The following is a 24,008-nucleotide window of genomic DNA, read 5'->3' as shown; positions in this document are numbered from 1 at the left end:
GTTACCGCGCTCTACTGTGCCGGGCCGACTGTTTCTTTCTGCTCTTCTGGACGCCCCTTCTCCGCCGCCGCAGCCTCAGCCGCACTCTTGGGGTTCACCATCTTGGTAGCGAAGAAGACGATCCAGCCAACCACGGTGAGGCCGACGAAGCTCAGCATGCGGAAGACAATTACCGCGCCGAATGCCTGGACGGAGGTCAGGGTGCCGAAGCCGACCAGGGCACTGGTCAGCGCTACGTCTACAGTCCCCAGGCCACCGGGGGTTACCTGCGCCTGACCCACCAGCTTCGCCGTGAGAAAGGCCAGAACCGCACCCGCGATGGGCGGGGTGGCGCCCACGGCGTAGATGCAGGCCAGCAGGCAAAGGATTTCGAAAATCCAGTTGCTGAGGCTGGCAACGATCGCTGCGGCCAGCTTCGACAGGGGCAGTTCTACGGCGGACAACTGCTGGGAGAATCCGTGTACGTTGTCGGTGAAGCGATCGGCGGGCTTACCCCGGCGAGTGTTGTACGTCCGCAAGCGGTTGACCAGCCAGCGCTCCACCTTATCTGGATTCTTCGCCACCCAGTTGGTCAGCATTGATAGCGCAACCAGGGCTATGAGGGACATCGCCAGGGTCATCGGCTTAACAGGGAGGCCGAGGAAGAACACTGCGCCGATGGCCAGGATCGCCATGCCGCCGCCGGCCAGCGCGCCGGACAGCAGCATGTACCAGCTGGCGATCACGGGCGTGGCGCCCCACTTCATTTGCTCGCGGAAGATCATGGCTGCCGACAACGCCGGGCCGCCGGGGAACGTCGACGACCATGCGTTGGCCGCCAGCCCCAACCAGTTCACGCTGGTGCGCTTTACCTTTACCCCGGCGCTGCGCAGCAGCACCACCATCACCTCGGCCTGCGCAATCATCGAGACTGCCAGCGCCAGGACGGCTACGCCGATCCAGCGCTTATCGGCGTGCTCTAGCTCTCGCCAGCCGTCGCCGATGAAGTGCAGGTGCTCCCGGGCGAGGAAGGCGATGAGGCCAATCAGCGCCAGGGAGAGTACGGCTCTGACATCTGCGCGGCGCAACAGGTCGCGCATTAGCTCTCGCCCTCGACGTCGGGGGCGCCGCGCTCGGAGTTGTTGCGCTTGTTTTCCATGCGCTGCATCAGTTCTGCGAAAGGCAGATCCCGCTGGCGCGCGGGCGCCTCGCCGGGGCGCTGGGCGGGCACGGGGGTAATGGCGTCCACACCAGAAAGCTCCGCCACCGTCACCCGCGACGAACGCGCAGCAGGTTCCGCCTCGTGCGGTGAGGGAGCCAGCTGCTCGTTGTGCCCAACCTTCTCCGATAGACGCTTGACCCACCGCGGAGCCCACCAGTTGTCGGAACCTAGCAGATGCATGACGGACGGTACGAGGAGCATGCGGATAATCGTTGCGTCGAGTATCAGCGCGATCACCATGCCGAAAGCGATGTACTTCATCATCACAATCGAGGAAAACCCGAACGCGCCGCAGACCACGATCATGATCAGTGCGGCCGCGGTGATGATGCTGCCGGTGGTGGCGGTGCCGAAACGAATCGCCTGGTCGGTCGATGCGCCGCGGGCGCGAGCCTCCACCATGCGGGAGACCAGGAAGACCTCATAATCGGTCGATAGGCCGAAGACGATGGCGATAATCAGCACCAGCACCGGTGAAGTAAGCGGTCCGGCGGTGAAGTTGAACATGTCCGCGCCGTGGCCGTCGACGAAGATCAACGTCAGCAGGCCAAGGGTCGCGCCGGTGCCCAAGATGTTCATGATCACGGCCTTCGCGGGGATGATCAGCGAGCCGAAGATCATGGCCATTAATACGAAGCTGACCAGCACGATATACAACAGCATCCACGGCAGTTTCTCGAACAGCGCGTCGATGGATTCGACCTCCAGGGCCGGAGTGCCGGCAACGTACACGTTGGCGCCGTCGACCTCGATGTCCTCCAGGGCGTTGACGATGCGGTCGTTATCCTTGCGATCCGTAATGCCGCTGGAAAGCACCGTCACGTCGTCCTTCGTAGGGCGGGAAACCTGGAACGGGGCAGTCAGGCCGGGCACGGCGTTGGCCTGCTGGTAGACCGCTGCTACGGACTTGGAATCGCCCTCGATGACCAGCTTGATCGGGTCGGTGCGGAACTGCGGGAACTTCTCGGTGAACTCCTCCTGGTTCACGCGCGTCTGATTCGACGGCGGCAGGTAGGTCTCGTTCATGCCACCCAGCTTGATGCCCGCGATCGGCACGGCCACAAGTAGTAGGCCGCCGACGATGACCACCGTGAACAGTTTGGAGTGGCGCATAGCGAAAGCGGGGATGCGCCCCCAGATGCCATTGACCTGTTCGGAGCGGCGGCGGTCGCGCTTCTTTTTAAAAGACCATTTGTCGATGTTCGGCCCCAGCATCGCGAAGATGCTCGGCAGCACCGCCACGGACAGCAGTGCGGCCAGGCTCACCGCCGAGATCGCGCCGAAAGCCACGGACTTCAAGAACGCCTGCGGGAAAATGAATAGTCCTGACAGAGCCACAGCCACCATGGCGGCGGAGAAGACCACCGTCTTGCCCGCCGTGGCGGTCGTGTTGCGCACGGCGGTGCGAGTGTCGTTCCCCTCCGCCATCTCCTCGCGGAAGCGGGAGACCATGAATAGGCCGTAGTCGATGGCCAGACCCAGGCCCAGCAGGGTGACGACCGACTGGGCGAACACGTTGATCTGCGTGAAGCTGGCCAAAATCGCCAGCACACCCATGGAACCCAGGATCGACAGGCCGCCCACCAACAGCGGCATAAACGCGGCGATAATGCCGCCGAAGACGAGCAGTAGCAACAGACCCACAGCGGGCAGTGCGTAGATCTCGGCACGGTGGATATCGCCAGCCATGCCCTCGTCCAGCGAGTCGGAGACCGCCGTGGCGCCGGCGATCTTCACGTCCACGCCGGGGGCGCTAATGGCCCGCAGGTCGTCTTCGATCTTGCGGAAGTTAATCAGCACGTCGTCTTCCACGCCCTGCAGCCCAATGGCGGCGAAGGCGGCGGTGCCGTCCGGGTTGGCCATGGCGGCCGGACCTCGGTTGAAGTAGCTGGTCACGCCTCCGATCTCATCGGGGTGATCCGCGCGCAACTTCTCGATCTGCTGGGTGATGCTCTGCTTGACCTCGTCCGAGGTCGCAGATCCTGGCTTGTCGCCGGTGACCATCAGGATGACGTCCCCGTTGGCGTCCCTACCAAAAACCTCTTGCTCGATCTGGGCAGCCTTCGTGGACTGCGAGTGCGGGTCGTCCCACCCTTCCTGGCTCATGCGGTCGGCCAGTTTCAGCCCGGCGACGACATACAGCACCAGGATCGCCGCGATGATCACCAGCGGGATCAGTCGGCGGAACCGGTAGGCGACATCGCCCCAAGAGCTAAACAACGTGAGTGGTCCTTTCCCTATAAACCTTTAGCGCCAGAATTTTTCTTTAGTCTACGAACCCGACCAGGGCGAACAACAAATCGTTCGGGGCGTGTTAGCTATTTCTTCCGCCACAGGTACTCGCGGATGACGTGTTCCTTATCTAGCCCCTTGCCTTCGAACTTCGTAATTACCTGGCGATCCGTAAGCTGCGGAATATCCGACTGGTCTGCAGGCCAGCCCAAGTACTCCAGCTGTTCCTCAACTTCCACTAGCTCGTCGATCCACTCCGCGTAGTCCGCGTGGTCGGTGGCGACGTGCAAAATTCCGCCCGGTTTGAGGCGGGAGGCGATCAGGTGCAGAGTGCCGGACTGCACGATGCGCCGCTTGTGGTGGCGGGCCTTCGGCCACGGATCCGGGAAGTAGATGCGCACGCCGGATAACGACTGTGGCGCGAACATGCGCTGCATGACCTCCACGCCGTCGCCGCGAATCATGCGCACATTGTGGATGTCGCCACGCACCACGGAGCCCAGTAGCTTGGCCAGTCCGGGGCGGTAAAGCTCCACCGCGACGATGTTCTTTTCGGCCTCCAGCGGCGCCATAGCGGCAGTGGAGGTGCCGGTTCCGGAGCCAATTTCCACAATCGTTTCGGCATCGCGACCGAACCATTCCGGTAGGTCAATGACTTCGTCGGCAAGGACTTTGCCCAGGTGAGGCCAGTGTTCGTTCCACAGGGCCTCCTGGTTATCGGTCAGGGTGCCGCGGCGGAAGCTGAAGTTGCCCAGTCGCGGATAGTCGCGACCGTCGTTAAACTCTGTCTGTAGTGGGCGGCCTTGGGGAAGGCTGCCTGGCGTGTTATCAGAATTATTCATCTAGACCATTCTTGCAGATGGTCTGCAGAATGTCTTAAGCCAAGTGGGGGGACTTAACAAAGATGTTGAAGACCATTTCGGTCATTGGCCCGAACGCGCGCGCGGTGGCCGAGAGTGCTGCGCAGCTGCGGGTGCGGATGGAACGTACGGCAAGTTCGAGCAGTGCGGGGGAGCGATTCGAGGTCGTAGAAGGGGCGGGGCCGGAGCAACGCCCCGACATTGTTGTTGCGGCGGTCGGCCGTGGTACCGAGGAAGATCGGGAGGTCGCTCGGGCCGTCGCGCAAGCCATGGGTGTGGTGCTGCTCTGGCCCTGTGGTAGCGACGCCCCCTCGTCCGACTGGGCCAGCACTCCAGGTTGGGTCTGGTGCGAGGACGTGGACGAGGTGTGCGGGTGGATCCGCGCGCTGGGAGTGGATATCAACGAATGGGAAATGCAGGCGCGCCGGGCGGATGCCGAGCGCCTCGACCGGGTGCGCATTGCCACGCGGCTGAGCGCGACCCGGATTGCCCAGGACGTGCTGGAGGGAGCCGAAGGAAACAGAGGCGAGAGGGGCGGTGCTGGCAGTGGTGGTGCAAACAACGCGGATGATTTCGAGCGCCTGCATGCGCTCTTTATGGCACAGCTACGGTTGGCGGTGCTGGAACAAGGCGTGATCTTCCCCGCCCTCCCAGATGCGCAGGTGGAAGCTCCGGGCCGTCCGACTACAGCGATGGGCTCCCCGGCCAACCTGGTGCTGGCCGCTGCGGCGGGCGCGGCTGCCGGGCTGGGGCTGGGCACCATGGGTGGCAGGCTATTCGGGGTGATCGCCGGGGTGGTCATCGGAGTGCTGGTGGCCTTAGCGGTGTTGGGGGCGCGGTTGGCGATGCTGCGCTCTGAGGCTAGGAAAGCCCGCGCGGCCCAGGAGGGGGCGGTGCTGCGACAGCACTGGTCGGCGGTGGTCGCGGAAGTGATTGCCCGGCTGGACATACCGCCGGTGGCTCCCCGTATCCGCAGCCTGGCAATGGAGGGGCACTAATGGACATGTTTGATTTCCTAGGAGATGGCCTCAACGGTGCTGGTGGCGCAGAGGGAGGGGCAGATGCTGTGCCACAGAACCCCTTGGCAGACCTCGTCGGAGGGCACGAACTGCACGGTACGTCGCCCGGCGGCGACCCGACCTTCGAGGGCGCAGGCCTGACCGTTGAGTACGGCGGACGCGAATACTACGTGGACGAGCTGAATTCTTCGGACCCTAATGCGCACGATCCGAACCGCGCGCCGGGAAATGGTTATGGCGGCGGAGCAGGTAGCGGCACTGGTAGTGGAGCCACGTCCTGGCTCGGCGGCGGGGGAGTGGAAGAGTCCGTCACCATTGCCGACGACCAGGGGATGAGCATCCTCAGCGATACGGACGGCGACGGCAAGGTGGATTACGTCTCCTCAGTCTCTTATGACGGGCAATGGTCGGCCTGGCGGTGGATAGAGGCGGGGGAGGCCGAGGGGGCGCACATAAGAAAAAGCAGTAACACCCCCGATACGGGGCACGGTCGCTGGCAAACAGATGCCTGGAAATGCGTTGATCGGGGGGAATGGGGCTAGCGCGGGTGTGACCTGCAACCACTGGCCAGCGAACCAAAACATCGGCCCAGTGCTTCGCGATAGTCTGGGGTGGGAAGGGATATCTGTGTCTCGGCACAGGCCCGGATAATTACAGATCGCAGTTATACCGAACGCCCAAATAGCGCAGGATTTAGTAGAGTAAAAGGTGAATGCAACCGGGTTTGAACTGGACGTTTAAACATGCGGCTGGCTAGTGAATGTCTGGCCAGGTCGGGTTGCGGGACACGAAACGTAGGGAGAATATCGATGACCATTCGAGGGCTTGTCGGCGAGGCACCCACCAAGAACCAGGAAATGCTGAACTGGATCGAGGAGGCCGTGGAGCTTTTCCAGCCGGAATCCGTCGTGTTCTGCGACGGCTCCGAAGAGGAGTGGAACCAGCTGGCAGAGCAGCTGGTCGACCACGGCACCTTGATCAAGCTGGACGAAGAGGCTCAGCCGAACTCCTTCCTGGCGCGTTCTAACCCGGCTGACGTTGCACGTGTGGAATCCCGCACCTTTATCTGCTCCAAGACGGAGGAGGGCGCCGGCCCCACCAACAACTGGATGGACCCAGAGCAGATGCGCGCCGAGATGCGCGAGCACTTCTCCGGCTCCATGAAGGGCCGCCGCATGTACATCGTGCCCTTCTGCATGGGCCCGATCACCGACCCCTCCCCGAAGCTGGGCATTGAAATCACTGACTCCCCGTACGTGGTGATGTCCATGCGCATCATGACCCGCATGGGTAAGGAAGCGCTGGACAAGATCGGCGACAACGGCGAGTTCGTGAAGGGTCTGCACTCCGTGGGTGCTCCGCTGGAGCCGGGCGAGGAAGACTCCACCTGGCCGTGCAACGACACGAAGTACATCACCCAGTTCCCCGAGGACCGCGAGATCTGGTCCTTCGGCTCCGGCTACGGCGGCAACGCCATCCTGGCTAAGAAGTGCTACGCACTGCGCATCGCCTCCGCCATGGCTCGCGATGAGGGCTGGATGGCAGAGCACATGCTGATCCTGAAGCTGATCAGCCCGGAGGACAAGGCTTACTACATCTGTGCAGCCTTCCCGTCCGCATGTGGCAAGACCAACCTGGCCATGATTCAGCCGACCATCCCGGGCTGGCGTGCAGAGGTCGTCGGTGACGACATCGCATGGCTGCACTTCGGCGAGGATGGCCGCCTGTACGCCGTGAACCCGGAGAACGGCTTCTTCGGTGTGGCACCGGGCACCAACTACAAGTCCAACCCGATGGCCATGAAGTCCATGGAGCCGGGCAACACCCTGTACACCAACGTGGGTCTGACTGACGACAACAACGTCTGGTGGGAGTCTAAGGAGGGCGAGCCGGAGCACCTCATCGACTGGCTGGGCAACGACTGGACCCCGGAGTCTGGCAACAAGGCTGCACACCCGAACTCCCGTTACTGCGTGCCGATCGAGCAGTGCCCGGTCGCCGCACCGGAGTTCAACGACCCGAAGGGCGTGCCGGTTTCCGCCATCCTGTTCGGCGGCCGCCGTGCAGACACCGTGCCGCTGGTTACCCAGGCTCGCGACTGGAACCACGCCACCTTCATCGGCGCCACCCTGGCTTCCGGCCAGACTGCCGCTGCCGCCGAGGCTGCGGTTGGCTCCCTGCGCCACGACCCGATGGCCATGCTGCCGTTCATCGGCTACAACGCCGGTGACTACCTGCAGCACTGGATCGATATGGGCAACAAGGGTGGCGACAAGATGCCGGAGGTCTTCCTGGTCAACTGGTTCCGCCGTGGCGAGGACGGCCGCTTCCTGTGGCCGGGCTTCGGCGAGAACTCCCGCGTGCTGAAGTGGATCATCGACCGCATCGAAGGCCGCGTGGAGGCCGACGAAACCGTCGTTGGCTACACCGCCCGCTACGAGGACATCGACACCGAGGGTCTGAAGGAGACCGAGGAGGACATCCGCGAGGCACTGTCCGTGAACCCGGCCGACTGGGAGCGCGACCTGGCCGACAACGAGGAATGGCTGAAGTTCCTCGGCCCGAAGGTTCCGTCCGAGGTGTGGGACGAGTTTAAGGGTCTGAAGGATCGCGTGCAGGCTGCGAAGTAGCCGTTAGTTGCGCCTGATGGCGCTGCGCTGCGTAGCGCGGGTAGCTCGCGCGTGCAGCGCTGGTAGCTCGCGTGTAGCGCTGGTAGCTCGCGTCCGCGAGCGTGCTGGCGCAAGGCGCTGAACTAGGCGAAGCGCCGGGAGGAAAACCCTCCCGGCGCTTTCTTTGTACCCAGGTCTATAGCTCTAGGTTTCTTGGAGTCCAGTTTCTTGGGGGTCCGGGTTCTTGGGGGGCCGGGTTCTTAGAGTCCAGGTTTGTTAAGCCGATGACGGCACCGTAGCCCCGCCCGCCGCCTATCCGCCCTCCCGCCAGGGGTGGGCGCGGAGTGTCGGCGCGGACTTCCGCAAAGAAGTAGCTGCAAAGTAACTGGTTCGCTGTGGCGGAGAATTGGCTTCTTGGGAGAGTCTCGGGGGAGGGGAAGGGAAATGTCGGAAAAGTTGCAAAACGTAAATTTCGGCGCACACCCCTAACCGTGCAAAATGCTCTGACCAGGCAGTTTGTACAGGTGAAAAATATTCCCAATAACGTTTTGCAACTTTTCCGACATTTAAGCCGAAGACCCAGCCACCTCGGCCTACGACCAGGCCGACGGCACGGCGGCTGACCTATGCGGCGGCGCGGATTGCCGCACCTAGGCCACAACAAACACCGCCAGGGCGGTGTAGTTAGCCGAAGAAATTGGTCCGCTCGCGGGTGATGAATGCACCCTTGCCATTATTGGAGTTCCAGCAGGTCAGCCCCTCATAGGCGGAGTGGCACACGTAGCGGCCATAGTAGACAGTGGTGCCGTAGGGGACGGTTTCGGTTGGTGCGTGGTCATCGGTACTAGCACCTTGGGGAAAATAGGCGGGAGGGTCGCTCTTAGCCCCAACAGTCTGAGCGTCGACGTTCACCCACCAGTCGGTGTATTGTCCAGTTTTCCCGTGTGGTTCGCTTTCCAGATAGGATCTGACACCGCAGTTCAACGAATCTTTTTGGATGTCACACCCGATATTTTCGCTAGGGGTTTTGAAGACCGCGATATTCCCTAGGCTGTTGTGCTTAATCGTCCGCACCGGGCGGGCATCCGAAGGAATCGGCCCACCGGCCTTCGCGTAAGCCCCTTCGGGGAGGTTCCTATTTGCGGAGGCTGAGGCGTCGCCGTCAGGATTGGGCTTGTTGCCTTCCTTTCGGTCACCCTTCTTCACATAACCGGCAGGAAGGTCGGGATTAGGCTTTTTACCCTTCTTTTTCTTGCTTTTATCCTTGCTATTGGAGCTATCGGATTTCGCAGAAGATTCGCCGGACCCGAAGTTGGGGCCAGACTGGTTTTTGTTTAGCCCGCTCGCGTCGTCGGCGGCGTACCATTCCAGCTCAACCTGTTCGGCCGGAGTGCCCGTGACCTGGCTCCATTCGCTTCTCTCGCCCTGGGTCAGCTGCTTGCCGTCGAAATTATAATGAGTCGTAGGAACTTCCGGGCGCCCTGACGAATAAGCCCACTCGAAAATGCCATCACCCTCGCTAGAGGCAACAACGTTAGCCCTAGAGCCGGTAGATCCAGCGCCCGTCACCAGTGCAGTGTCTGACACGAAAGGCTTTCCGTCCTTGCCGATTGCAATAAAAGTCACCGGAGAAAATTCCTTGCAATCGTTTTTCAGCAGAAGCTCCGGAACTTCATCATTATTCGCCTCAATCAACGCATAAGAATAGGTGCCTGTCGGATAATAATCGTCGCGGTCGGAATAATCGCGTTCGTATTTTTCCGGATTATCCAAAACATCCTTGTACGCATCGATCGCCTGCTGCGTCGGGTCGGCCTTTGCTTCCGCCTTCTCGCCACCCTTCGTGTCGCCCCTATTTGTATTGCTTGCCGCCGTGTTGTCCTGCGGTTCGTCGCTCGAACAGCTGGTCATTGCTAAAGCTGCTATGGTCATGACGCCCACCGCCCCAACCTGCCACCGACCCCGCTTCGCGCGGGCGCCTAAGTGGCCTTCGGTTTTCGACGAGGGGCGGGTGAGGATGGAACGCAAACGCATGGAAAGTCCTTTGTTTGTGGTGATAATTGCCTTTAGCTTCTTAGATTCTACTCATAATCGAGATATTTTCATTCTATTTTCGCTGGGATCGTGCCAGATCCCCCAGTGGACTTTTGCTTCGCTAAAGCGAGGATTAATTCAGTTAGGGCAGCATTCGGTTGGTTAGGGCAGTATTCGGTTGCTTAGGACAGCATGTGATTGCTTGTGGCAAACAAAACTGGTGCTAGATGCTTGCGACATGCTTTCAATGATTGCCGGAGTTCCCGGCCACCCTTTGTTTATCACGCGGCAGTGGTATTTGCTCCGCTCGCTGCGTTTGCCACTATTTGGTGGGCTGTTCGGCCGCAACGCAGGGTGCTTGCTCGGGCTGCCGTGATCGTCAACCTTCTGTCTCTAGTGTTCACTTGGCTTGCGCGTTCATCGGGTGAAGCTCTGTTGAAGATGCAGGGTCTTTCCGAAGCGGATCCCGGCCGCCTCGCAAAGCATGCAGAGTATGCGAACTACCTGACGGCCAGTGTGGTCGTGTTGTTTGTTGCAGTTGTCGGTTTCTTCCTTGTCGACCGCTTCGTTTCTCTGCCTACTTGGCTGGCCAATGTGCTGCGCGTCATTGCTGTGATTGCTGTGATTGCTGCGCGTCATTGCTGCGATTGCAGTGATTGCAGTGATTGCAGTGATTGTGACAGTTGTAATGACTGGTCACGAAGGTGCTGTGCAGGTCTGGAAGGACTAAACGAAAGGAAAAGTAGCTACTGGGCGGGGCGCTGTGGCGCAAAACTCGCTCCGTGGAAGGGTTCTAGGTGCAGAAATGTCGGAAAAGTTGCAAAACGTAAATCTCGGCGCATACCCCTGGTTGCGTAAAGCTCTCTGACCAGGCACTTTACGTAGGTGAAAAACGTGCCCAATAACGTTTTGCAACTTTTCCGACATTTAAGCCCAGAGCTGAACCTTATGGGGGCGCTCGAAGGGCGCAGATAGCTCAGTGGGGCTGATGGGACTGATGTGGCGCGCAGTAGCTACCGCCAGGCTGCGCAGCCAGGCCGCGCCGTCAGACCAGCTAGGCCTTCGACGCACCCAGACCAGCTAGGCCTGCGGCGCACCCAGTCCCTAGGCCTGCGGCGCACCCAATCCCTACGCCTTCGGCGCAGTCACCGTGTACTGCCACGCGCCCAGTGCAGCGTTGGCACCGGCGCCCTGGGCGATCACAATCTGCTTGAAAGGTACGGCGGTGCAGTCGCCGGCGGCGTACACGCCGGGGATGCTGGTGGCGTTGTGCTCGTCCACCACAATTTCGCCCATCTTGTTCAGCTCCAGGCCAGACTCGCCCAGCCACTGAGTATTCGGCACCAGGCCGATCTGGATGAACACGCCCGCGACCTCCAGCGACTTTTCTTCGTCGTTGGTCCGGTCCGTGTACGTCAGGCCGGTGACGTTCTTGTCGTCGCCCACGATCTCCGTAGTAGCTGCCGACGTAATCACGTCGATGTTCGCGGTCTCCTCCACGCGGTGCATCAGAATGTCATCCGCGCGGCAGGCCTCGCCGAACTCCAGAACCGTCACGTGCTTAACCACACCCGCCAGGTCCAGTGCAGCCTCGATGCCCGAGTTTCCGCCGCCGATTACGGCCACGGACTTCCCCTTGAACAGCGGGCCGTCGCAGTGTGGGCAGAAGGTCACGCCCTTGTTGCGGTACTCTTCCTCGCCGGGAACGCCCAGGGTTCGCCACTGGGCGCCCGTAGCGATAATCAGGGCACGGGCGCGCAGGGTGGCGTCGTCACCAAAGTGCACCGTGTGCAGGCCACCTTCTTCGGTAGCGGGGGTCAGGCCGGTGGCGGACTGGGCCTTCACAACGTCGATGTCGTACTGGCCGACGTGCTCCTCGAATTCTGCGGCCAGCTGCGGGCCTTCAGTGCGGGGGACGGAGATGAAGTTCTCGATCGCGTTCGTGTCCAGCACTTGGCCGCCGAAGCGCTCGCCGATCAGGCCTACGTTCAACCCCTTGCGGGCCACGTAGATGGAGGCTGCTGCGCCCGCCGGGCCCTGGCCGACGACCAGCACCTCGTAGGGCTCCTTCTCGTTCAGCTTCTTCGCCTCACGCGCGGAAGAGCCGCTGTCCAGCTTGCGTACGAAGTCCTCGATGGTGGTGCGGCCCTGGCCGAACTCCTCGCCGTTTAGGTAAATGGTCGGCACGGCCAGGACGTTGTTTTCCTTCACCTCGTCCTGGAACAGCGAGCCCTCCACCGCGGTGTGCTTGATGCGCGGGTTCAGCACCGCCATGGTGTTCAGTGCCTGCACGACGGTCGGGCAGTTCTGGCAGGTCAGGGACATGTAGGTGACGAATTCGTAGTCGCCGTCCAGGTTTTCTACCTGCTCGATCAGATCCTTGTCTTCCTTGATCGGGTTGCCGCCTACCTGCAGAAGCGCCAGCACCAGGGAGCTAAATTCGTGGCCCATCGGGATGCCCGCGAAGGCCACGGAGATGTCGGAGCCGGTGCGCGCGATGCTGAAGGAAGGCTTACGCTCGTGCGCGTCGTCGTCGCGGCGGGCAGTGATCTTGTCGGACAGCTCGGCGATGTCCTGCAGCAGCTTCTCTAGATCCTCGGAGGCCGAACGCTCGTCCAGGCTGTAGATCAGCTCGATGTCTTCGGTAATGCGGGGGACGAGCTGGCCTAGCTGCTTGCGCAGGTTTTCGTCTAGAAGTTGCTTAGCCATGGGGTGCTCTCTTTCTTCGTTTTTGGACGCCACCCTGCGGGGGTGCGCCACACGTGGGTTCTTCGGGGGATGGGGTTTATCGGTGGGTTAAAGGCGCTAAAAATGGCGGGCGGGATTCGCAAGTGGAAAGCCCGGCCCGCCGTGGGTTTCCCGCCTGGATGCGGCGGGGAAAGGATAAAGGGAAGTTAGATCTTGCCAACCAGGTCAATGCCCGGGGTCAGGGTCTCTTCGCCCTCTTCCCACTTGGCGGGGCAAACCTCGCCCGGGTGGGCGGCAACGTACTGAGCGGCCTTGACCTTGCGGACCAGCTCGGAAGCGTCGCGGCCGATGCCCTCGGCGGTCTGCTCGATGTACTGGATCTTGCCCTCCGGGTCAACCAGGAAGGTTGCGCGGTCGGCCTGGCCGGCACCCGGGCGCATGTTCTGGAAGTTGTTGGTCAGCTGGCCGGTGGAGTCGCCCAGCATGTAGTAGTTCACCTTGCCGACCTGCTCGGACTCTGCGTGCCATGCCTTGTGCACGAAGTGGGAGTCGGTGGAGACGGCGTAAACCTCTACGTCCATGCCCTTCAGCTCTTCGTAGTGCTCAGCCAGGTCGCCCAGCTCGGTGGGGCAGACGAAGGTGAAGTCGCCCGGGTAGAAGAAGAAGATGGACCACTTGCCCAGGACGTCGTCCTTGGAAACCTCGGTGAACTCGCCGTTGAAGAAAGCGGGGTTCTTGAAATCCAGAATCTCGGTGTTGATGAGGGACATGCTGTGCCTCCTTGGGGGGCTTGGTTTCGGGTGTTAGTTGGCAGTATTCGCAACTGTCGCTACAAAGCCTACCGATTTTCTTCAGTCTTGTTTTGGGGCTGAAGTGGATCATCGGGGGCGGCGATGTGGGCTGCTTGATTGCGATCCACCACCCATTATAGTGATGGCTTTGTAAAAGTCAAGGATTGATAGGTTTACATTGGTAGCGGGTTATGGGTTTAAATCGGAGGTCGCTATCAATGCCGATTTGTGGGGTTCTGCCCTACGTAGCTCTGCGTGTGATGAGCCTCTCTTAGGGCTTGAAGGAGAGTTGGTCGGGGGGTTAATATTGCACATTCAAACAGACAGACAGATCGGTTCATTTTTAGTTTGGAGTTGGGGAACCCATGATTGTCACCGGATTGGCATTAGGTGCTGTCCTTGGCTGGGTCATGCAACGCGGCAGGTTCTGCGTCACCGGCATGATCCGCGACATTTTCTTGAACAAAAGTTGGCGAGGCTTCACCGCCCTGCTCATCGTCATCGCAGTACACGCGGTCGGCCTTGCCGCCCTTACAACTGCGGGGGTGATTACGCCCGAGTACAAGCAGTTCGCACCGCTCGCCGTCGTGCTGGGTGGTCTGCTTTTCGGCATGGGCATCGTGCTGGCGGGCGGCTGCGCATCCGGCACCTGGTACCGCTCCGCCGAAGGCCTTATCGGCTCGTGGCTGGCGCTGATCTTTTATGCCGGCAGTGCTGCAGCTATGAAGGGCGGCTCGCTTAACGCTCTCAACGAGGGGATGCGCAGCTGGACGCTACCCATCACCACCATCCACGGGTCTCTGGGGATCTCCGTCTGGTGGCTCGTTATTCCATTTGCGCTAGGGGTTACCTTCCTGACCCGCCACTTCCTCGCTCAGGAAGCTAAGGCGCCGAAGATGGCGACCCTGAAGCCGAAGAAGACAGGCCTCGCGCACCTGCTGGCGGAAAAGCCCTGGCACTTCTATCCCACCGCAGCCATCATCGGTGCGCTAGGTGTGCTCGCATGGCCACTGTCGGCAGCGACAGGTCGCAACGACGGACTAGGTATCACCAGCCCATCGTCCAACCTCTCTAAGTTCCTCATCAGTGGTGAAGACAGCATTGATTGGGGAGTCATGTTGGTGCTCGGCCTGCTGGTGGGTGCATTCTTCGCTGCCAAGGCGTCCGGCGAATTCCGTTTGCGCGTTCCCTCCGCTGAGCAGGCTGTTCGCTCCGTCATCGGCGGCGTTCTGATGGGCGTGGGCGCCTCCGCTGCCGGCGGCTGCACCGTGGGCAACGGTATGGTGCAGACCTCCCTGTTCAGCTACCAGGGCTGGGTGGCGCTGCTGTTCATCGCCATCGGAATTGGCGTTGCCGCCAAGTTGTGGCTCAAGCCCACCGATGCGGTGCCGGGCCAGGCATCCAACCCCCAGGCATCCAACCCGACGGCCAACCAGCCAAGCCAGACGCAGGCCTCCCCGCGCACTGCACAGTCCGCACAGCCTGCACAGTCCGTACAGTCCGCTGCAGAGCAGAAGGCCATGGCGGCGCAGCTGGGCTTTCAAACCACGGGCACCCTGCTGCTGGATCGCAAGGCCACGGCTGCGGAAAGTGCCGAATCGAGTGACATCGGCAGGGACAGTGACCTCGAGCTGGTCGGCGATCGGACGTACAAGCTCGACACCCTCGGTGCGGTATGCCCGTTCCCTCTGATCGACGCCAAGGCGGCGATGGCCGACCTCTCCGTCGGAGATTCGCTGCAGATTGACTTTGACTGCACCCAGGCTACGGATGCCATCCCTCGGTGGGCTGCCACCGATGGCCACGAAGTCACGAACTTCGAGCAGACCGCCGACGCTGGTTGGACCATCACTGTGAAGAAGGGCAGCTAGGCTGCCAGTCGGGGGGAACTAGCCTATACTGTCCCCACTTTGGGGGTGGCTGGGGCGTAAGGGGCGTCACCAAAAAAGCGAACGACCGGCGGTCACGGCAACAATGGGGCACATGAGCGACTCACCGGTAACTAGGCACACAATCTTCCAGAACTCCCTGATGACCGCCCTGCTGGACGGCATCTACGACGGCGAGATGACCGTCGGCGAGCTGCTGGGCAAGGGCAACTTCGGGCTGGGGACATTCGACGCGCTGGATGGCGAGATGGTCATCATCGACGGCGTTTGCTACCAGCTGCGCCACGACGGCAGCGCCACCCGCGCCGATCTGGAAACCCGCAGCCCCTACGCCGTGGCCACCAACTTCGTGCCACGCATCCGCCGTCGCGCACCAGAAAACATTCGCCGTGCGGATCTGTCGAAGTTCATCGACGGCATGACGCCCTCCTCGAACTACATGTACGCCGTCCGCATTACCGGGCACTTCAGCAGCGTGGTGACCCGCACAGTTGTGAAGCAGAAGCCGCCGTATCGGCCGATGGTGGAGGCGACGGACGATGACGCCGAGCAGCACTTCACCGACGTCACGGGAATTATCGCGGGCTTCCGCACGCCGATTTACGAGAAGGGGATTTCCGTACCCGGCTGCCACGTGCACTTCATCGATGATTCGCGCACCGTCGGCGGGCACGTGCTGGACTTCACCCTGGAAGAAGGCAAGATCGAGCTCTGCCCGGGCACCGACCTGGAGCTACGCCTGCCGCTGACCAGTGCATTCTCCGAGGCGAACCTGGACCCGGAGGACCTGGACGCGCAGCTGCACAAGACGGAGGTAAAAGACTAGCCCCGATTAGCGGCTCCGCAGAACCATTAACCGGGGCTATTGCCTAAAGGGGAGGAAGAACTACTTCTTCAGGGACTCCAGCGGGGTGAAGCGCTCGCCGTACTTAGCGGCCAGCTCCTCAGCGCGGGCAACGAAGCCTGCAACGCCGCGGGTCGGGTAGTCGCCACCGTCGCGGTCCGCAACCTTGCCCTCGGGCAGGGCAGCGGCAGCCGGGCGGTCGTAGTTCTTGATGTACTGGCGGGTACCACCGGTCCATGCCGGGAAGCCGATGCCCATGATGGAGCCGATGTTGGCATCCGCATCAGAGGTCAGCACGCCCTCGTCGATGCACTTCTGGGTCTCCAGAGCCTCGGCGAACAGCGGGCGCTCCACCAGGTCAATGAAGGCCGGTGCGTCAGCCGGAACGTTGGAGCCAGCGGATACGCCGGTGGAGTCGGCGGCAGCCTTCTGGGCTGCGCCGGTAGCGGCGGTCTCCAGGCCGTGGCCCGCAACGGTGGACTCGCCGTCGGCGACCTTCACCTTGCCAGCGCCCAGCTCGTCCCACAGGCCGCGCCACAAGCCGGCGCGGCGGCCTTCCTCGTTGTACTCGTAGAAGCCCTTGCCCTCCAGCTTGCCCGGGCGGTCGTAGACGTCCAGCATCTTGTCTACGATCTCGGTCACGCCACCGTCGTCGGTGGACAGGCCAGCGGCCTCCTGTGCAGCCTTGGTCTCGGCGCCGATCTTGCGGGCCAGCTTCAGGTTCAGCTCGTCCTGCAGCTGCAGCGGCGGTGCCGGGTAGCCAGCCTGGCGGCCAGCGGCCTCGATGACGGCCGGGTCGATGCCCTCAGCCAGCATGCGCATAGCCTCGTTCAGGAAGAAGCCGATAACGCGGGAGGTGTAGAAGCCGCGGGAGTCGTTGACCACGATCGGGGTCTTGCGGATCTGGCCGGTGAAGTCCAGGGCCGCAGCCAGGGTCTCGTCGGAGGTCTCCTCGCCCTTGATGATCTCCACCAGCGGCATCTTGTCTACCGGGGAGAAGAAGTGGATACCGATGAAGTCCTTCGGGCGCTTCACGCCCGTAGCCAGCTCGGTGATCGGCAGGGTGGAGGTGTTGGAGCCCAGCACGCAGTCCTCCGGCACGGCTGCCTCGATCTCTGCCCAGACCTTGTGCTTCAGCTCGGTGTTCTCGAACACGGCCTCGATCACGATGTCACAGTCGGACAGGTCGGAGTAGTCCACGGACGGGGTGATGCGGTCCAGCAGAGCCTTGGACTTCTCCTCGGTGGTCTTGCCGCGCTTCAGCGCCTTGGCCTCCAGGCCCTCGGAGTAAGCCTTGCCCTTCTCGGCGGCCTCCATCTTGATGTCCTTCAGCACAACCTCCATGCCAGCCTTCGCTGCCACGTAGGCGATTGCTGCACCCATCATGCCGGCACCGACCATGCCCAGCTTCTTGAACTGCTTCTTCTCGACGTCCTTCGGGCGCTGGCCGCCACCGTTGCAGTACTGCAGGTCGAAGAAGAATGCCTGCATCATGTTCTTGGAGGTCGTGCCGGTGACCAGCTCAACGAAGTAGCGGGTCTCTACAGCCAGAGCCTCTTCGATGTTCTTCAGCTGTGCGCCCTCAACAGCGGCCTTCAGGATGGCCTTCGGGGCCGGCATCGGCGCGCCCTTGATCTGCTTGGTCACGTTAGCCGGGAAGGAGGGCAGGAACTGCGCCAGCTTCGGGTTCGTCGGGGTGCCGCCCGGGATCTTGAAGCCCTTCTGGTCCCACGGCTGGGTGGCTTCCGGGTTGTCCTTGATCCACTGCTTAGCGGTCTCGATCAGCTTGTCGGCCGGGACGATCTCGTCGATCAGGCCCGTCTTCTGTGCGTCCTCCGCACGGAACTGCTTGCCGGTGGTCAGGACCTTCATCAGTGCGTCCTGGATGCCCAGCATGCGGACCACGCGGGTCACACCGCCGCCACCCGGCAGCAGGCCCAGGGTGACCTCTGGCAGGCCGACCTTCAGGCCCTTGGCGTCCGAAGCAATGCGGTGGTGCGTAGCCAGAGCGATCTCCAGGCCACCGCCGAGCGCCGCACCGTTGATGGCGGCGACAACCGGCACACCGAGGGTCTCGATGGCGCGCAGGCCGGCCTTCATGCCGTTGATCTGCTTGGTGATTGCTTCCGCGTCTTCCGGGGTGGACTTGATCATCGACTTGATGTCGCCGCCCGCGAAGAAGGTCTTCTTCGCGGAGGTGATGACTACACCCTTGGCCTCGCCGGATTCCACTGCGCCCTGCAGCTTCTCCACCAGGTCGGGCAGCTCGCCCTGGAAGGTGTCGTTCATGGTGTTGACCGGCTGGTTCGGGTCGTCCATGGTGATGGTTACGATGCCGTCGCCATCCTGGTCCCACTTGAACATGCTCATGTGTGATGCTCCTTGTTTTATTTATCGACGCCCTCACGCTTGCGTTCGCGGGAGGAGGTCAGAGGAAATTTTGAGTGTTTCTTGTGCTTTTGGTGTGCGGGAAAGGTCAGTTAGACGCGCTCGATGATCGTGGCCACACCCATGCCGGCTGCGACACAGAGGGTGATCAGGGCGTAGCGGCCGCCGGTGCGGTGCAGCTCGTCGACGGCGGTACCGGTGATGATCGCGCCGGTTGCACCCAGCGGGTGGCCCATGGCGATGGCGCCGCCGGAGACGTTCAACTTCTCGTCCGGGATGTTCAGCTCGCGCTGTGCACGCAGGACGACGGAGGAGAATGCCTCGTTGATCTCCCAGATGTCGATGTCCTCGGGCTTCAGGCCTGCCTTGGCCAGTGCGGCGCGGGAGGCCGGTGCCGGGGCGGTCAGCATGATGGTCGGCTCCACACCGGAGGTAGCGACGGAGACAACGCGGGCGCGCGGGGTCAGGTCGAAGTCCTTACCGGCCTGCTCGGAACCGATGGCCAGCAGGGCTGCGCCGTCGACAATGCCGGAGGAGTTACCAGCGTGGTGCAGGTGGTTGATGCGCTCCAGCTGCGGGTACTTGGTCTGCGCGACAGCGTCGAAGCCACCCTGGTCGCCGATCATGGCGAAGGCAGGCTTCAGGCTGGACAGGCCCTCGACGGTGGTGCCGGGGCGGATGGTCTCGTCGCGGTCCAGCAGGTTCACGCCGTTCTGGTCCTTGACCGGCACGACGGTGCGGTCGAAGCGGCCCTCTTCCCAGGCGGTGGAAGCGCGCTCGTGGGAGCGGGCTGCAAAGGTATCCAGATCCTCGCGGGTCAGGCCGTCCAGGCTGGCGATGATGTCAGCGGAGATGCCCTGCGGGATGAAGTCGTTGTAGAAGTTGGAGGCCGGATCCATGGCCAGGGCGCCGCCGTCGGAGCCCATCGGAACGCGGGACATGGACTCCACACCACCGACGAAGACCAGGTCGTCCCAGCCGGAGCGAATCTTCTGCGCGCCCAGGTTCACGGCGGTCAGGCCGGAGGCACAGTAGCGGTTCACCTGCAGGCCAGTGGCGGTGTACGGCAGGCCGGCGTTCAGAGCGGCGGTGCGGGCGATATCCATGCCCTGGTCGCCGACGGGGGTGACACAGCCAGCGATGACGTCGCTGATGCGGTTGGGGTCGATGCCCGGGTTACGCTCGATGATCGCCTCGATCAGGCCGGAGAGCAGGTCGACGGGCTTGGCGGTGTGCAGGGAACCGCCCGGCTTGCCCTTGCCACGCGGGGTGCGGACGGCGTCGTAAATGAATGCCTCGGGGGCGCCAGTGTTACTGGTCATGTCAGTCCTATTTCCTATCGTTCTCGACAGTTCGTTCTCGACAGTGATCCGTTAGTACAGTGATCCGTTAGTGATGTGTGCTCACAAAACACTAACCTTGTGTCTCACGCCACATTACCCGTTCTTTGGGGAAATAGTTGTAGTCTTATGTGTTTTTCTGCCCCTGCACGTTGCCCCCGCTAGAACCGAACGCCCGCGGCGCCCTGCTGGTGGGGCTTCACTAGCGCTTCTGGAACACCAGCACCAGGTTGGAAACTGCAAACTCTCGCAGCACTGGCACCCGCACCATCCACCACGCCCACCACGGGTGATAGCGCGGGAAGGCGGCCACTAGCTCGACATCCTGCTGGCCATCGCCATGCACCCCGCGCGCGTAGTCCAACCCGTCGGCGGCAGACACGTTAAACAGGCTTGCTCCCCACCGGTTCTTCGGCGGCTTGCCCATCTTTTTCTCGTAGCGCCGGGCAGCAAATTCACCCCCCACGTAGTGCTGCCATAGGCCCGTTTCGTGCCCACCGAATGGGCCCAGCCACACCGTGTAGCTGTAAATCATCACTCCGCCTGGCTTTGTCACCCGCAGCATCTCGTCCGCCATCCGCCATGGATCCGGTACGTGTTCGGCGACATTGGAGGAATAGGTGATGTCGAAGGCGTCGCTAAGAAAAGGCAGATCCAGCCCCGACCCCCGCACCGAGGTCTGCAGCTTGATGCCCGCGGCGGCCATCTCGCCCACATCGGGTTCGCAGGTGTAATAGTCCGCACCAGCCTTATCAAAGGCCACGCCGAAATAGCCCGGGCCACCGCCGACGTCCAGGATCTTCGCGCCCCGCAGAGGCTCGCCCCTGCCTGCCTCGCGCACCCCTGCATAGATGTCGCGGATCAGGCCGACCGTGTCTTCGGCCAGACGGCCGTAGAAGATGTCGGGGCGGGTCTGCTCGTACTTAAAGTCGCTAAGCAGGCCGAAGGAGCGCCCCAGGGTGGCGTGGTGGCGGAAGAAACGCAGTGCCTGGCGCTGGCGGGAGGGGTGATTTTTCGGGCTCATCGAGTGTCCATCTTGTCAGGTTGCGCGGGCTGAGCGCGCTGGATTCGGCAAAGCCCGCAAAGGCGCAGGCGCCGAAGACTAGAATAGTGTTCATCATGAAAGTACTGCTTCTCTGTTGGCGCGACACAAACCACCCCGAAGGTGGCGGCAGCGAGCGTTACTTGGAGCGAGTGGGGCAGTACCTGGCAGACCAGGGCCACCAGGTGGTGTTCCGTACTGCCCACTATCCCGGTTCCGCGCGCTCGCAGCAGGTCGAAGCCAACTTCCGCTTTTCTCGCGGCGGTGGCAACTTGTCGGTGTACCCGCGCGCCCTCGCGGCGATTGTGGCCGCCCGCCGGGGGCGGGGTTCCCTGGCGGACATCGGCCGCCCGGACGTCGTGGTGGACACGCAAAACGGTGTGCCCTTCTTTGCCTCTCTCGTTAGTGGTGCCCCCACCGTCCTGCTAACCCACCACTGCCATCGCGAGCAGTGGTCCGTGGCCGGGCCAGTGCTGTCGCGCATCGGCTGGTTCATCGAATCGACGCTCTCTCCGTGGTGCCACCGTCGCCGTCGCTGGGTCACCGTCTCTGCACCCTCCGCTGACGAGCTGGTGGAGCTCGGCGTTCCGCGCGGCAACATCGAGATCATTCGTAACGGCATCGACCCGGTCGCCCCTTCGTTGATTCCGGACGCCCCCAGCCCCAACTCCGACCATGCCAGCCAGGAGCAGACGATTCACCTGGTGGCGTTATCCCGACTGGTGCCCCACAAGCAGATCGAGCACGCCATGGACGCGGTGGCCGCCGTCGCGCGCACCCATCCGAACGTGCGCCTGGACATCATCGGCGACGGCTGGTGGGCGGATCGACTGCGGGATTATGCCCGGGAGTTGGGTATCGAGCCACTAGTGGTCTTCCACGGCTACGTGTCCGAAGAGCTGAAACACCGGATACTCAACCGCGCATCGGTTCACGTGATGCCTTCCCGCAAGGAGGGCTGGGGCCTGGCCGTGATCGAAGCTGGGCAGCACGGGGTGCCGACGGTGGGCTACGAATCCTCCGCTGGGCTGCGCGATTCCATTATCGACGGGGTGACTGGCCTGCTGTGTGATTCCCCTGGCGGCCTCATGAATGCAGTCGAGTACCTGCTGGATAACCCGGAGAAGCGCCGGGAGATGGGCCGGGCTGCGAAGTGCCGGGCGGAGGAGTTTTCCTGGGAAGCCACCGGTGCGGCCTGGGAAAGGCTGCTGCGCCAAGAGGTTGCGCGGAACCGGTAGTTAGTCGTCCTCGGCGTCAGTTGCCTTGGCCAGAGCCGTTGCGGCAGACAGGAGGCGGCCGCGACCGGTCAGTTGGACTTGGCGGGCGATGCGCCATAGCCAGACGCACATGCCCCACATCATCAGCGTCCAGTAAAACGTCATGCCCACGAACAGCGGGGCGCGGTCTTGCACTGGCGAACGTGGCACGGTGGGGCTCTGCACTCTGTAGAGGTCGTAGTTATCAGCGCTGATAACCCGACGGATGCCCGTGGAGTTCAACACCTGTAGCGCCTTGGCCATCGCGGCGCCGTCGGTGATGGAGTACCAGTCCACGAGCACCCAGCTCACGCCATTGCGCTTCAGGGAGTTCTTACCTTTCATCAGATCCGAGAGGATCGCCATGCTGGCGGGGTTGCCATCCACCACCTGGCCGTCGACGATGAGGAATCCCGGGTCCATCGGCGAACCCGGCAGGAGCTTCAGCCCCGGATCCACGTGCGGACGGCCGTCACGGGTGCGATAGTTGCCCGGCGGCAGTAACACGATTTTGCCGTTCGGTGCCCCGGAGACGATGTTGAACATCTGACCCCACGTGTTCGACAGCTCCACCCGCTTCAGCGGTGCCATGTCCGCGGGATATGCCGGGACGGTGAGCACGCATGCGGCAGCCAGACCCACCGCCGCGGCGCGCGGCGCCCAGTGAGCCCGGCCGGAGTTCGCCGGCCCAGTTTCAGACCGGGCTTCCCTGTGGTTCACCCCGATGCTGCGGCGCGGATCCAGCCGCTCCACGGCCACAGCGATCAGCAGCACTAATCCCGGGATTGCTAGGCAGACGAACTTCGAGGTATCGCGGAATATGCCCGCGCCGGGCACATGGCTAATAGCAAAGCCCATCAAATCAACGCCCCAGGGGGTGGCTAGCAGAGGGGGCGTTACTAAGGCAAGAACCGTCAGTATTGCAACGGCGCGATACACGCGCCATAGTTCCTTAAAGCCGAGCAAAAGAACCACACACAGCAGCACGCCGACGATCACCGAGAACAGGGTGCGGGACGGCGGGCTGGCCTCCGCATTCCACACTCCCGAAAGACCCATTGTGGAGGCGAGGGGTCCCAAGAAAGTCTCGCCACGGGCAGAGAATAGGGATGCAGACAGGGCATCAGAGCGGGTCTGCGCAGGGGTAGAGACCCACAGAGCCGGCAGCAGCCAGGGCAGAGCGGCGACGGCACTGGCAGCGAGGTTGCGCAGCCGTTCTCCGTGCGACGGGGCGAAGACCAGTGCTGTGATGAGCGCCAGGATCAGGCCGGTGGGGACGAACCCGCTGAGGCAGATCGCCACGTACAGCAGGCCGTGATAGCGCGCGGCGGCCAGAAACGCGATCGCGGGCAACAGCATGGCCGCAGTAGCGACAGTCCACTGCCCCTGCAGAAAACGCTCGATCACAAAGGGGTTCCACACCACAAATAAAGCGGCGACCAGCTGTGCGGATAGCCGCCCGCCCGCCATGTCACGCACCATTGCCGCGGCGAAGTAGCAGCCCATCAGGCAGGATCCGATCACGAGGGCGCTGGCCAGGAACGATGCGGGGATCGCGGGGGAGAACAGGGTAAGGATCGCATCCTGTGGCAAGGCGCGTGGGGCGCCTTCGTTGATGCCCAGGTTGTTCGAGTTTTCCGGCAGGGAGTTCGGCACGAACATATCCCGCAGCATGAAAGCCTTCGAGGCATCCGGGCGCAAGCCCAGCCAAAACGGCCACAACGTCACCAGGGATACGAAGAAAGACCACCCCAGCACGATCCGGCGATCGCGCGTGGCGGTGGTCTTGGGAGGCTGCGAGTTCACAGCCAATAG

General features: G+C 62.4%; 17 protein-coding genes. 7 read left to right on the top strand and 10 right to left on the bottom strand.

What is annotated here, in order from left to right:
* Window positions 1-11: 11 nt before the first annotated feature.
* The 3 genes from ACKFRT_RS07770 to trmB all read right to left on the bottom strand — a co-directional run bounded on the left by ACKFRT_RS07770 (window position 12) and on the right by trmB (window position 4,275).
* Complete coding sequence (locus ACKFRT_RS07770; RefSeq protein WP_408924902.1) at window positions 12-1,079, bottom strand: YbhN family protein; 1,068 nt, start codon at window positions 1,077-1,079, stop codon at window positions 12-14.
* Window positions 1,079-3,421, bottom strand: a complete 2,343-nt coding sequence (locus ACKFRT_RS07765; RefSeq protein ID WP_408924901.1) for an MMPL family transporter — start codon at window positions 3,419-3,421, stop codon at window positions 1,079-1,081. Before ACKFRT_RS07765 ends, ACKFRT_RS07770 begins: the two co-directional genes overlap by 1 nt.
* 98 nt (window positions 3,422-3,519) lie before the next feature.
* Window positions 3,520-4,275 carry a tRNA (guanosine(46)-N7)-methyltransferase TrmB gene (trmB, locus tag ACKFRT_RS07760; RefSeq protein WP_296214858.1) on the bottom strand — a complete coding sequence of 252 codons (756 nt, stop codon included), beginning with the start codon at window positions 4,273-4,275 and terminating at the stop codon, window positions 3,520-3,522.
* Between the two features lie 62 nt (window positions 4,276-4,337).
* Here trmB and ACKFRT_RS07755 point away from each other — a divergent pair, with 62 nt between their 5' ends.
* The 3 genes from ACKFRT_RS07755 to ACKFRT_RS07745 all read left to right on the top strand — a co-directional run bounded on the left by ACKFRT_RS07755 (window position 4,338) and on the right by ACKFRT_RS07745 (window position 7,942).
* Window positions 4,338-5,291, top strand: a complete 954-nt coding sequence (locus ACKFRT_RS07755; RefSeq protein WP_408924900.1) for a hypothetical protein — start codon at window positions 4,338-4,340, stop codon at window positions 5,289-5,291.
* A gap of 5 nt (window positions 5,292-5,296) precedes the next feature.
* Window positions 5,297-5,854: a DUF6802 family protein gene (locus ACKFRT_RS07750; RefSeq protein WP_408924899.1), complete on the top strand. Its 558-nt coding sequence runs from the start codon at window positions 5,297-5,299 to the stop codon at window positions 5,852-5,854.
* 267 nt (window positions 5,855-6,121) lie between these two features.
* A complete protein-coding gene (locus tag ACKFRT_RS07745) occupies window positions 6,122-7,942 on the top strand; it encodes a phosphoenolpyruvate carboxykinase (GTP) (protein ID WP_408924898.1) in 1,821 nt (606 codons plus the stop codon).
* Window positions 7,943-8,605: 663 nt separating this feature from the next.
* Here the strand turns inward: ACKFRT_RS07745 and ACKFRT_RS07740 are convergent.
* Window positions 8,606-9,955 (bottom strand): hypothetical protein, encoded by a 1,350-nt coding sequence (locus ACKFRT_RS07740; protein ID WP_408924897.1) that lies wholly within the window; start codon window positions 9,953-9,955, stop codon window positions 8,606-8,608.
* Window positions 9,956-10,327: 372 nt separating this feature from the next.
* On the opposite strand from ACKFRT_RS07740, the gene ACKFRT_RS07735 reads away from it, so the two are divergent.
* Window positions 10,328-10,813 carry a hypothetical protein gene (locus tag ACKFRT_RS07735; RefSeq protein ID WP_408924896.1) on the top strand — a complete coding sequence of 162 codons (486 nt, stop codon included), beginning with the start codon at window positions 10,328-10,330 and terminating at the stop codon, window positions 10,811-10,813.
* Between the two features lie 270 nt (window positions 10,814-11,083).
* Here the strand turns inward: ACKFRT_RS07735 and ahpF are convergent, their stop codons facing one another.
* Together ahpF and ahpC are read right to left on the bottom strand one after the other, a co-directional pair.
* Window positions 11,084-12,664, bottom strand: a complete 1,581-nt coding sequence (gene ahpF, locus ACKFRT_RS07730) for an alkyl hydroperoxide reductase subunit F (protein WP_408924895.1) — start codon at window positions 12,662-12,664, stop codon at window positions 11,084-11,086.
* A 185-nt stretch (window positions 12,665-12,849) separates the two neighbouring features.
* The gene (gene ahpC / locus ACKFRT_RS07725; RefSeq protein WP_408924894.1) at window positions 12,850-13,413 is read right to left on the bottom strand and encodes an alkyl hydroperoxide reductase subunit C; all 564 of its coding nucleotides are present in this window, start codon (window positions 13,411-13,413) and stop codon (window positions 12,850-12,852) included.
* Window positions 13,414-13,799: 386 nt separating this feature from the next.
* Here ahpC and ACKFRT_RS07720 point away from each other — a divergent pair, with 386 nt between their 5' ends.
* Both ACKFRT_RS07720 and budA read left to right on the top strand, forming a co-directional pair.
* Window positions 13,800-15,305, top strand: coding sequence for a YeeE/YedE thiosulfate transporter family protein (locus ACKFRT_RS07720; protein ID WP_408924893.1), 1,506 nt, complete (start codon window positions 13,800-13,802; stop codon window positions 15,303-15,305).
* Window positions 15,306-15,417: 112 nt separating this feature from the next.
* Window positions 15,418-16,149, top strand: a complete 732-nt coding sequence (budA, locus tag ACKFRT_RS07715; RefSeq protein ID WP_408924892.1) for an acetolactate decarboxylase — start codon at window positions 15,418-15,420, stop codon at window positions 16,147-16,149.
* A gap of 60 nt (window positions 16,150-16,209) precedes the next feature.
* On the opposite strand, the gene ACKFRT_RS07710 is transcribed toward budA, so the two are convergent.
* The 3 genes from ACKFRT_RS07710 to ACKFRT_RS07700 form a co-directional block, all read right to left on the bottom strand.
* Entirely contained in the window at window positions 16,210-18,537 is a 2,328-nt protein-coding gene (locus tag ACKFRT_RS07710; RefSeq protein ID WP_408924891.1) for a 3-hydroxyacyl-CoA dehydrogenase NAD-binding domain-containing protein, read from the bottom strand.
* Window positions 18,538-18,647: 110 nt separating this feature from the next.
* The gene (locus ACKFRT_RS07705) at window positions 18,648-19,877 is read right to left on the bottom strand and encodes an acetyl-CoA C-acetyltransferase (protein WP_408924890.1); all 1,230 of its coding nucleotides are present in this window, start codon (window positions 19,875-19,877) and stop codon (window positions 18,648-18,650) included.
* 220 nt (window positions 19,878-20,097) lie between these two features.
* Window positions 20,098-20,919 carry a methyltransferase domain-containing protein gene (locus tag ACKFRT_RS07700; protein WP_408924889.1) on the bottom strand — a complete coding sequence of 274 codons (822 nt, stop codon included), beginning with the start codon at window positions 20,917-20,919 and terminating at the stop codon, window positions 20,098-20,100.
* Window positions 20,920-21,014: 95 nt separating this feature from the next.
* Between ACKFRT_RS07700 and ACKFRT_RS07695 the strand changes: the two genes are divergently transcribed.
* Entirely contained in the window at window positions 21,015-22,175 is a 1,161-nt protein-coding gene (locus tag ACKFRT_RS07695) for a glycosyltransferase family 4 protein (RefSeq protein WP_408924888.1), read from the top strand.
* On the opposite strand, the gene ACKFRT_RS07690 is transcribed toward ACKFRT_RS07695, so the two are convergent.
* Complete coding sequence (locus ACKFRT_RS07690; protein ID WP_408924887.1) at window positions 22,176-23,999, bottom strand: hypothetical protein; 1,824 nt, start codon at window positions 23,997-23,999, stop codon at window positions 22,176-22,178.
* Between the last annotated feature and the right edge of the window lie 9 nt (window positions 24,000-24,008).

This window comes from Corynebacterium jamesii, assembly GCF_046097395.1.
In the GTDB taxonomy this organism is placed as follows: domain Bacteria; phylum Actinomycetota; class Actinomycetes; order Mycobacteriales; family Mycobacteriaceae; genus Corynebacterium.
This window is presented reverse-complemented; position numbering and strand designations above follow the sequence as displayed.